This window comes from Pedobacter nutrimenti (assembly GCF_032678445.1).
GTDB lineage: Bacteria > Bacteroidota > Bacteroidia > Sphingobacteriales > Sphingobacteriaceae > Pedobacter > Pedobacter nutrimenti_A.
In genome coordinates this window covers 1-11,214 of the sequence record NZ_JAVTSQ010000019.1, presented here as the reverse complement: position 1 = coordinate 11,214, position 11,214 = coordinate 1, and the positions used below count along the sequence as shown (strand labels likewise).

Annotated in this window: 6 protein-coding genes; 5 read left to right on the top strand and 1 reads right to left on the bottom strand. The window is 40.8% G+C overall.

Annotated features, from left to right (window positions below; genetic code table 11):
* Positions 1-37: 37 nt before the first annotated feature.
* Positions 38-1,417: a sulfatase gene (locus tag R2S08_RS26325; RefSeq protein WP_316837917.1), complete on the bottom strand. Its 1,380-nt coding sequence runs from the start codon at positions 1,415-1,417 to the stop codon at positions 38-40.
* Between the two features lie 473 nt (positions 1,418-1,890).
* On the opposite strand from R2S08_RS26325, the gene R2S08_RS26320 reads away from it, so the two are divergent.
* The 5 genes from R2S08_RS26320 to R2S08_RS26300 all read left to right on the top strand — a co-directional run bounded on the left by R2S08_RS26320 (position 1,891) and on the right by R2S08_RS26300 (position 11,206).
* Positions 1,891-3,660 (top strand): putative Ig domain-containing protein, encoded by a 1,770-nt coding sequence (locus R2S08_RS26320; RefSeq protein ID WP_316837916.1) that lies wholly within the window; start codon positions 1,891-1,893, stop codon positions 3,658-3,660.
* Positions 3,661-3,691: 31 nt separating this feature from the next.
* Positions 3,692-5,326, top strand: a complete 1,635-nt coding sequence (locus R2S08_RS26315) for a discoidin domain-containing protein (protein ID WP_316837915.1) — start codon at positions 3,692-3,694, stop codon at positions 5,324-5,326.
* 55 nt (positions 5,327-5,381) lie between these two features.
* On the top strand, positions 5,382-8,585 hold the full coding sequence (locus R2S08_RS26310) for a TonB-dependent receptor (protein ID WP_316837914.1): 3,204 nt from the start codon (positions 5,382-5,384) through the stop codon (positions 8,583-8,585).
* 14 nt (positions 8,586-8,599) lie between these two features.
* On the top strand, positions 8,600-10,228 hold the full coding sequence (locus tag R2S08_RS26305; protein ID WP_316837913.1) for a RagB/SusD family nutrient uptake outer membrane protein: 1,629 nt from the start codon (positions 8,600-8,602) through the stop codon (positions 10,226-10,228).
* A gap of 75 nt (positions 10,229-10,303) precedes the next feature.
* On the top strand, positions 10,304-11,206 hold the full coding sequence (locus tag R2S08_RS26300) for an ectonucleotide pyrophosphatase/phosphodiesterase (protein ID WP_316837912.1): 903 nt from the start codon (positions 10,304-10,306) through the stop codon (positions 11,204-11,206).
* Positions 11,207-11,214 lie beyond the last annotated feature (8 nt).

The window sequence follows — 11,214 nt, the reverse complement described above, 5'->3', positions numbered from 1 at the left end:
ACGGAACAATCATCACGCAAACGTTTGATATTTCGATCTAAAAATCCTTATTTAATTCAGAGACCGCCGGCGCATTGGTTTTCTTGTCTAATGCTTCAAGTAAAGCAAGCAATTCGGCCGTCTTTTTAGGAAATTTATCCGCAAGATTATTTTTCTCACCAATGTCATCCTTTAAATTATACAGCTGTAAGGAATTATCTTCAAAATAATGATGTAATTTCCAGTTGCCTTTCCGTATAACCTCTCCCGGCCTGGTCCGAAAAACAGGATCATTTGTCTCTTTGTTTCCCCCTTCTAAATAAATAGGAAAGTACCAGTACAAGGACCTGTCCACTAAATTCTTGCTGATTTTCTGAGTCTGCAGGTATCGGGATAAATCATCGCCATCAAATTCTATGGTACTCTTTGCATGTGCTATATTCATTAATGTAGGGTAAACATCGAGATTTGTTATGGGCAGATCAGAACGGGTTCCCGGTTTAATTTTACCTTTCCATATAAAGGCTGCGGGAACCCTGATGCCGCCTTCAAAATAGCTGCCTTTACCTGCCCGTAAGGGATGTTGGAAAGTAATCGGATTTAAACCTCCATTGTCTGATGTAAATATAATAAATGTATTATCCAGGATACCCTTATCCTTTAGCGTACTTAACAAGCGACCAATATTTCTATCTTCATTGCTAACCATCGTTGCATAATCTTTATTGGATTGTCCCTCCCATGGTTTTTTATTTTCAAACTTATACAACAGGTTCTTTACCTTTTGTATGGGCGTATGTACGGCATAGGTAGCATAATAAAGAAAAAATGGTTTTTCCCCAGATGTGTTTTTTACAAAATCAATAGTTTTATCCATAATCAGATCAGTAAGGTATTCCGTATTTGGGCCGCTAAGGTTTACGTTTTTATAGGGCGGTTCATAACTCCCCGGATTACCTGCATGCGAGCCACCAATGTTAACGTCAAAACCGTAAGGCACCGGATCATTGCTGAGGTGCCATTTCCCTGCCAAACAAGTCGTATAACCACTTTCTTTTAGAGACTGTGCAAGTGTTTTAAAACCCGGGTCCAAGGTTTCAGTATTTGCAATCGGGATTAATTTCCGGTCCTTGCTTTTTCCCCGGTCCGAATTTCCAACAGTATATATTCCATGTCTTGGCATCCATTTTCCTGTCATTAAACAAGCGCGGCTTGGTGCACAGTTAGCCGCAGACGCATAAGCATTTGTAAAAACCATTCCCTGTGCAGCCAGGGAGTCCATAACAGGTGTTTCATAATATTTCGAACCCATAAAGCCTACATCCCGCCATCCCATGTCATCAATTAGAATGATTAAAATATTGGGGCGCTTGTTTTGAGCTGCGCAAAAATTTAGGGAAAAACAAAAAGCGAACAGAAATGCTACATTAAATTTCATAGTTGATCCGGATTTAAAGATTTTTATCATTTTTCTAAATCATCAGGTATTGATAAATTCCAATGGAGTTAATGTCCTGGCAATTTCTCGGTTACCTTCAGTAATACGAGTTTAAGTAAAACAAATTTAAGAAGTAAGAAATAGACCTGTAGTTACCAGCCTCAATGCAATATATAAAGGTTTTATTTATCCATAATCTGATTCTTAATTTGTGCAATTATCTGTTTTTCAGTGTTTTGAACGTACATCTCTTTGAGGCGGATTTGTACAATGACTTTCGCAAATACACGGCTTTTTTGCGTTTAAATTTACCTTAAGCAAGAACGACATATTTCGCAAAAGGATTGCCCGAAAGAAATTAAAGAACCACACGGCCAGAAGCCGAATTCTTTTTGGCTCCTAAATGTTAATAAATGCTAAACATTATGTAAACACAATTTAAACAACCAAAACATTGCACGAACCAATTGAACATGAAAAAAAACTACTTTTTACTTTTTTTATCTTTTACCTCTAATGTGCTGCTGGCCCAGCAGGTTCCGGAAACTACTATTTTAAATACACATTATGAATTCAAGAAAAACACAGCCGGCAATTTAACTACTCAAGTAGAGCTAACAACAAAAAAAATAAACGAAAGTATCAGCGGAGCTTTACAGATCGTCATTCTTGATCCCGAATTTAACAGGGCGGTAAAATCAGCAACGATAAATGCACATTTTGAAAATGACAAGCCCTTTCTGTATACTGTTCATTTCCCAAAGCTGGACCAGACAAAATCTTATCTGCTGAAATACAGATTTACTGAGGTAAAATCGGGAGAAAAGATAACCACTGCTTTAAATACACCTTATATCTTAACACCTCCGGTAAAAAATACACCGCGGATCAACAGCCCGGATATATACGCTGCAAGATCAGGAAATGACTTTTTTTACAAAATACCGGCTACGGGAAGAAGACCTTTAAGTTATCAGGCAAAGGGATTACCACAGGGATTAAGCTTAAATACCACAACAGGTATCATAGAGGGTAAGGTTGCACAAAAAGGAGACTATGAAATCGAGCTTGTAGCGGTCAATACAGCAGGTACAGCAAAAAAGAAACTTGTCCTGAAAATAGGTGATGAGATTGGGCTTACACCCGCTTTAGGCTGGAACAGCTGGAATGCCTGGGGCTTGAGTGTAAGCGATGAGAAGGTACGGATTTCTGCCAGAGAGATGGCAGATAAACTAATGGACCACGGCTGGTCTTATGTGAACATAGACGACGGATGGGAGGCTCCCCAAAGAGCAGCTGAGGGCGAGATCTTGACCAACAAAAAATTTCCGGATATGAAGAGCCTGAGTGATTATGTGCATGGCCTTGGATTAAAAATAGGAATTTATTCTTCACCGGGCGACAGGACTTGCGGAGGTTACCTTGGAAGTTTAGGACACGAATTGCAGGATGCGCAAACGTATGCCAAATGGAAAATTGACTATCTGAAATATGATTGGTGCAGTTACGACAATATCGCAGGCAGAACTCCATCACTTGATACCATGAAAAAACCCTATTACGAAATGCGTCATGCTTTAGACAAAACAGGGCGGGACATCCTGTACAGTCTTTGTCAGTATGGCATGGGCGATGTTTACAAATGGGGAAAAGAAGTAGGGGGCAACAGCTGGCGTACCACAAATGATATTACGGACACCTGGGCAAGTATGAGCCATATCGGATTTGGTCAGGCAAAATGCTACACAAATAGCCAGGCAGGTGGTTTTATAGATCCCGATATGCTTATTGTTGGAAAGGTAGGTTGGGGCCCCAGACTGCACAATACCCGCCTCACACCAGACGAACAGTATACACACATCAGCTTATGGAGCTTGTTGTCCTCACCATTGCTTATCGGCTGCGATATGGGACAGCTTGACGATTTTACACTCGGTCTGTTAACAAATGACGAAGTGATTGCTATTGATCAGGATGCTAAAGGTAAACAAGCCAGACAAGCCCTGGTCACAGCTGAATACCAGGTTTGGGTCAAAGACCTGCAAGATGGAAGTAAAGCCGTTGGTGTTTTCAATTTGACAGAAAACTATAAAAATATTGAAGTTAAATGGAAGGATGTTCATATATCCGGATACAAAACCGTCCGTGATATCTGGATCCAAAAGAAGGTGAGTGGCTTTGGAGAAGGAATATCCGCAAAGATCCCTCCACATGGTGTAAAATTTATGAAGGTAACCAGCTAAATAAAGTTCAATTAATAAACACAAAAAGACTATGAAAACTAATCGATTAATGCTACTGGCTCTGTTGTTAGGGTTTTTTACACTTCCATCGTGTAAAAATACAGCAGAGTTATCTAAAATTACACCGGAGAACAAAAAACCAAATGGAACTGCAGATGTGACCCCAAGTATTGTGACACATAGCAGAAACCTGGCTGTGGTATATTTTATACCATCAGATCTGGATACTGTGGCCAATTGGAAAACCCGGTTGAGTGATGTGATGCTTTATGCCCAAAACTGGTATGGTAATGCTATGCAGGCGGCAGGTTATGGCAATAAAACATTTGGCTTAACACCAGATGGATCAAGCCAAAAAGTTCAGATCATCCTGATCAGGGGCAATAGCCCAAAAGCTACTTACGGGCAGTCTTCGGGCGCTTATACCACCGAGGTTGATGCTTATTTTAGTGCACATCCCGGCTTAAAAACCAGTAACCATGTCTTGATTCTGCTCCCCGCCTTTGGTTATGACAATAACACTACAGAAGGTCCGCAACCACTTGAAGGCGTACAGCCCTTTAACGGTTATGGAAGATATTGCCTTGCCATGGATAATGTATATATGAATATGGCACTCAAAGGCGTCATGAATCCCGGAAGAAACAACTTTGCCAAATGGATTGGGGGCATGATGCATGAAATCGGTCATGCTTTTAACGCACCACATGACAAGCAAATGGTATCGCAAAATATATGGCCCGGCGCAAATTTTAAAGAGCCAATTATGGCTTTAAGCAATTTCTACCTTGAAGTACGCCCTTGCTTTATCACGGATGCTGAAGCTGCAATTTTCAATACTTGTGAAGTGTTTAACAATGACAGTAAAACTTATTATGGCAGTGTGACGGCTACAGTCAATAAAATTTACGCTAACTATGATGCAGCCCAGTCGGCAATTGTGGTTTCTGGTAAATACAGTTCTACCGGCACAGTAAGTAAGATTCTTTATTATAATGATCCGAATGTAAACAACGAAGGCACAGGAACCAATAAAGATTATAATGCAATAACCTGGGCATCCAGTCCAATCGGAACAGATAGCTTTAAGGTGGTCATGCCAATTAATGAATTGCAGTATAAAACAGACGGAATCCCTTATGAGCTTAAAATTAAGTTAGTACACGATAATGGTGTGATTGCAGAGACCATCTATAGCTATACTTTCAATGGAGGGTTGCCGGTATTGAATTTCTCCACCAGAAATGAACTCTCTAAAACAGGATGGACAATCGCGGGCTTTAGCTCTCAGGAAAGCGCCTCAGAAGGATTGGCAACTTCGACTATTGATGGCTCAGCTGCCACCTTCTGGCATTCCCGATGGTCTTCAAATGCAGCAGTCTATCCTCATTACATCACCGTGGATTTAGGATCAGTAAAAACTGCGCAGGGTTTATCCTATACGCATCGTAGCGGTGCCTACAGAGCGGTAAAAGATTTTGAGATCCTGATCAGTAATGATGGAACCAATTTTACCAGTTTAGGCAACAAAGTTACAGCAATGAGCAGCGGCCCCCAATACTTTGATTTTAGTACACCACAAACCTTCAGATACTTCAAAATACTCTGCAAATCATCATGGGACGGAACCCAAAATGCGGCGATTGCAGAATTGGGTCTTTATTAGTCCGAAGTATTGAATCATGTACAATTTAAAACCTATAACCAAACAACAATTAAGTATGAAATTTTATGAAAAAAAGTGGTATCTGACGTGTTTTAGATACACTAAATTTGTGCTCATAAGAGCGCTGGCTTTACTTTTGCTTTTCTCTGCCTCCAGTACTTATGCCAATGGTACTTACAATCCGGTAACGCTGAGGCCAATCCAGGATATCTCTATTAGTGGTCGTGTAACTGATGGTAAAAATTCACCTATACCAGGTTCAAGTGTAAAAGTAAAAGGTACAGCAAAAGGTACAGTAACAGATAAAGACGGGCACTTTACTTTATCCGTTCCGGAAGGGACGACCACATTGGTTGTAAGTTATATGGGCTTTGAAACACAGGAGGTACAGCTGAACGGCAAGAAGAATATCAATATCACTTTAAAAGAAGAAAATAATGATCTGAACGAAGTGGTGGTGGTTGGTTATGGTACGCAGAAGAAAGCCACTTTAACCGGTGCGGTAAGCCAGATTAAAGGGGACGTTGTAAAACTCAGTCCCAATGGAAACCTGTCCAACAACTTAACCGGCAGAACGACCGGTTTAATTGCAGTAAACCGGTCGGGGGAACCAGGAAACGATGGCTCTGCTTTGTCTATTAGAGGTTCCGCTTCCTATGCGAACCCCAATGCAACTCCGCTGACCATCATTGATGGTGTACCAGACAGAAGCTTTAGTCGCATTAATCCCGAAGATATAGAGTCTATATCTATCTTAAAAGACGCTTCTGCCGCCATTTACGGAGTGCGAGCGGCCAATGGCGTAATATTAATTACCACAAAAAGAGGTAAAACCGGGAAACCCGTACTTAGCTATACCGGCAGCTATTCTTTACAATCTGTTACCCGCAGGCCAGATATGGTGAATGCCGCTCAATATGCAACCTATTTTAATGAGCTCAACACACGCCTGGGGCAACCCAAGCTGTACTCCGATAATGACATTAAATTATATGCAGACGGTTCTGACCCGCTAGGACACCCAAGCACAGACTGGTACGATGCTGTAGTTGCTAAAACAGCACCAATGACCCAGCACGAGCTAAATATCTCCGGTGGTTCAGAAAATGTTAAATACTTTATGTCCGGACAATATTCAAAGCAGGATTATCTGTTTAAGGATTCACCTTTCAACTTTGGACAAAAGAATATCCGTGCAAATATAGATGCCAATGTCACTAAAGATTTAAAGATATCACTTGACTTAGCCGGCCGTAATGAAGATAAATACTCTCCCTTAGACAATTCGAACCAGAATGGTGGAATATTTATGGCCATACTTGGGCAGTATCCAACACTGCCCGCTAAATATCCAAATGGTCTTCCCGGCTCTGGAAATACCGCTGGATCCAACCCATTATTAAGGGCTGGTGATGCACCAGGATATGACAGAAGGCTATCCTATTTTGTACAAACAACAGGTACCATAGATTTAAAAATGCCCTGGATTACTCAAGGCCTTTACGCTACCGCTTATGCAGGGCTGGACAATACTTTCTGGCAATATAAAAACCTGAGCCGCCCTTACGATGCTTATCAGTACGATCCCAGTACGCAGAAGTATGTAAACTTTAAAGATCAAACCAGTGGTAACATGGTTAACCTAAGAGAAGATTGGGGCCGTTGGCGGAGAAATACCTATAATGTTAAATTAGGTTATGACCGCATATTTAATGATGTGCACAGTGTAAACGCCATCGTTGGATATGAATCAAGTGACTATTTTTATAATGCGGTGTATGCAGCCAGAAAAGGCTTACTCAGCGATCAATTGCCCTACTTAAGTTTGGCAAGCTCTGACCCGGCAAATATTTCAAACGGTGGCTCCGGAGATCAAAATGGCAGAGAAAGTATCTATGGAAGGGCAAACTATGGGTTTAAAGAGAAATATCTGTTCGAGTTTAGTTTCCGTTATAATGGATCGTACAATTTTGCTCCAGGACGTAAATATGGTTTCTTTCCAGGGATCTCTGCCGGATGGGTACTATCCAAAGAGAATTTCTTTACCAAAGCACTGCCATTTGTTGATTTTGCAAAAATACGCGGATCATGGGGTATTTTGGGTGATGATGATATTGGTGCCTTTAAATTTTTATCTCTATATAATGTTGTCGATCCTGGATATTTCCTGGGGACCGATGGTACACCTGTTGTTGGTTTGTCTACAAACGTCTCACCGAATCCATTAGCCACCTGGGAAAAAGTTAAGACGACAGATATAGGTCTGGAATTGGGGTTTTTAAAAAACAGGCTTACTTTAAATGCAGATTACTTTTTGAGGAACAGATATGATATTTTGAGTGCCAGAAATGCTTCAGTGCCGAACTATACTGGTCTCAGCGGAAAATTACCTCCGGAAAATATCGGAAAATCTAACAGTAATGGTTTCGAGATAGAGCTAAACTATAACGGAAAAATTGGTAACGATTTTACCTATAATGTAGGTGGAAACTTTACCCATACCAAAAGTAAGATCGTATTTAGTGATGAATCACCAAACGTGCCTGATTATCAAAAACAGACCGGTTATCCTATACGTTCCTATCTCCTCTATAAAACAGACGGCGTCTATAACAATCAAGCCGAAATTGATAACGACAAGAATGCAAAAGGCAATAAAGTTACACCGTTAACAGGAACGAAACCTGGCGATATCAAATATATTGACGTGAACAATGATGGCAAGATCACCAGCACAGACCGGGTGCGGTTCTTCGATAGTCCATTACCGAACAATGTATTCGGTATAACCTTAGGCGCAAACTATAAAGGCTTTGGTTTGAATGTATTGTTCTATGGACAAAGTGGCGTTAAACAGTTGATCAGGCCACAGGGTACCAATAGCGCATTTACACCCCCACTTTGGCAATATGAGGGCAGATGGACTCCTCAAACACCAGACAACAATATGCCGGCAGCATTTGACAGGACCAGTACTGTTAACAACATAGATTCCGACTATTGGTTAAACGATGCTTCCTTCCTGAAATTGAAAACAGTAGAATTGAGTTATCAACTGCCTGCTTCTTTTATTTCGAAATTGAAAGTGCATTCAGCAAGGGTGTTTGTAAACGGTTCAAATTTATTTATCCTGAGTAAATTAAAAAATTACGATCCGGAGTTGAACTATGTCCCTGCAGATAATAATGGCTACTATGTGAACGGAGCCTATTACCCACAAACACGGATCATCGGTGCAGGTTTGAACGTTTCCTTTTAATGATTAGACAGATTATGAAATCAAAATATATATGTATAGCATTGACCATATTAGGGCTGGTATCGTGCAAAAAAGACATCTTAAATACAGCCCCGTTAAATGCAGTAAGTGATGCAGCGCTTTGGAGTGATGTAAATCTTGTTGAGAATTTTATCAATGAAAAGTATAAAATCTTGCCACATTTTTATCTCTACACGACTCTGCCAAGTCATATGGGCTATTCGGCTGCGTCCGATGAGTGCTTTAGTAAATTCAACTATGAAAGTGTCAATCGAATTAATACGGGTGCGCTAACTCCAGACAACATGGCCTTGGACAGCTGGACCGTAGATTATAACTATATCAGGGAGTTGAATGTTTTCTTTTCAAAAATTACAGCAGTACCTGGTGATGACGCTAAAAAGAACCGTTTAAATGGTGAAGCCACCTTTTTAAGGGCCTATTGTTACTTTGATCTGGCTGCTAAATATGGAGGTGTTCCTTTAATAACCAAAGTATACAATGCTACAGACAAAGATTTTGCAGCGGGACGTTCAACGTTTGAAGAAGCCGTGAAGTTTGTTGTTGCCGAGTTGGATAAAGCAGTTGCAATATTACCTGCTACCTATACCGGTACTGATGTTGGACGTGCAACAAAAGGTGCGGCATTAGCCCTTAAATCAAGAGTGCTGCTGTATGCTGCCAGTCCGTTATGGAATGTTACCAATGACGCTTCAAAATGGGATGCGGCAGCTAAGGCAGCTAAAGCTGTTATTGATTTAAACCAGTATTCACTCTATCAGGATCCTGATTATCATAAACTGTTTATCACTGCAGATAACTCAGAAGCCATCATTTCCTACCACCAAAATGCGCAGCAATACCAGAGCTATTCAGATATACACTTGTCACCCAATGGTTACCACGGATGGTCGGCCTATACACCAACCCAGCATATTGTAGATCAGTTTGAAATGAAAAGCGGAAAATTGATTTCGGATGCCAGTTCGGGTTATGATCAGCAAAATCCTTATGTCAATCGAGATCCAAGGTTTTATGCAAATATTATTTATAACGGTGGCCAGTTCAGAGACCGTCCGGCCGAATTCTTTACCGGAGGCAAAGACAGTCCGCAAAGTTCAATTGAAAACTGGAATGCCAGTTTAAGTGGGTACAACTGGAAAAAATATAACGACGAAAGTTATGATCTGAATACCCAGGCTGTGGGCAGTAAAACCGCATTCATTATTTTGCGTTTATCAGAGATTTACCTGAATTATGCCGAGGCTTTGAATGCATTAGGTAATGATGGTGAAGCTCAAATCTGGCTAAATAAAATCCGGCAGAGGCAAGGCGTCAATATGCCTCCAGTATCTGCTGCAGGAACTGACTTACGGGATAAAATCCGTCATGAACGCGAAGTAGAACTGTGTTTGGAAGGTCATCGCTTTTTCGATGTGCGCCGCTGGAAAATTGCCGAGATAACAGATAATAAACCGGCAATGGGTATTAAAATCACCAAAAAGACAGATGGCTCTTTTACCTATGATTATACGTTAAAGGTACAAGACCGCAAGTTTTTTGCGCCGCAACACTATCTGTTCCCAATTCCAAAATATGAGTTGGATAAGGTTAAGTTAGACCAAAACCCTGGATATAATTAATTAGTGTTAATTAATACTAAACTTTGTATAGAATATACAAACAATGTTTATTTTTGATTTATATAAACCTGAGTTATGAAGATGTATTTTTTTGGGGTATTAACCCTACTATCTGTTTCCATTGCCGCTGTTGCACAAAAGAAACCTGCCCATGTATTGATTATCGGTCTGGACGGATTCAGTGCCGAAGGATTTAAAGCCGTTAAACACCCTAATCTGGATAAAATGATCGCTGATGGAGTGCTTTCCCTGACCACCCGGCCGGTTATGCCATCTGTGACCCTTCCAAACTGGACAAGTCACCTTACAGGATCCGGCCCGGAAGAACACGGCATTACAGCCAACGACTGGACATTGGAAAAACACACCTTGCAGCCTTTAGAAACAGACCAGGACGGTTATTACCCATCCATCTTTAAAGTCTTAAAGGACGAGGTACCTAATGCCAGGATCGGTTATTACTATAACTGGAAAGAACTGATCAACCCCATCAACAAGAAATACCTGGATGAAGTATCCTTCGAGGAAAAAGATCAGTACAAGGATAACTATCAGAAAGCTTACGACTTTATGGTTAAAAACAAGCAGAATCCAAGCCTGGTCTTTCTGTACAGTGTACATACCGATCATGCAGGACATGGCTTTGGATGGATGTCTCCTGAGTACATAAAAGCAATTGAAGCAGCAGATGTGGCCATAGGTGAACTGCTCGATCAATTAAAAAAAGCGGGTATTTACAAGGATACTCACTTTATGCTGATCACAGATCATGGAGGTATTAATAAAGGCCATGGGGGCATTACGATGAACGAAATGCAGGTGCCATGGGCAATTACAGGCCCGCAAATCAAAAAGCAAGGGATAACCACTGCATTTAACAGCAATAAAAATACAGCCTTAGTACTGGCAAAGATTTTTGGACTAAGTAAGTTACCTCTGGCCTGGACAGGTGCCATACCTGCAGGAATATTTAAATAAGCTTATAT

Excerpts from the sequence above, each read along its gene's own strand:
- R2S08_RS26325 (WP_316837917.1), bottom strand. The coding sequence starts at position 1,417 with ATGAAATTTAATGTAGCATTTCTGTTCGCTTTTTGTTTTTCCCTAAAT.
- R2S08_RS26320 (WP_316837916.1), top strand. The coding sequence starts at position 1,891 with ATGAAAAAAAACTACTTTTTACTTTTTTTATCTTTTACCTCTAATGTG.
- R2S08_RS26315 (WP_316837915.1), top strand. The coding sequence starts at position 3,692 with ATGAAAACTAATCGATTAATGCTACTGGCTCTGTTGTTAGGGTTTTTT.
- R2S08_RS26310 (WP_316837914.1), top strand. The coding sequence starts at position 5,382 with ATGAAATTTTATGAAAAAAAGTGGTATCTGACGTGTTTTAGATACACT.
- R2S08_RS26305 (WP_316837913.1), top strand. The coding sequence starts at position 8,600 with ATGAAATCAAAATATATATGTATAGCATTGACCATATTAGGGCTGGTA.
- R2S08_RS26300 (WP_316837912.1), top strand. The coding sequence starts at position 10,304 with ATGAAGATGTATTTTTTTGGGGTATTAACCCTACTATCTGTTTCCATT.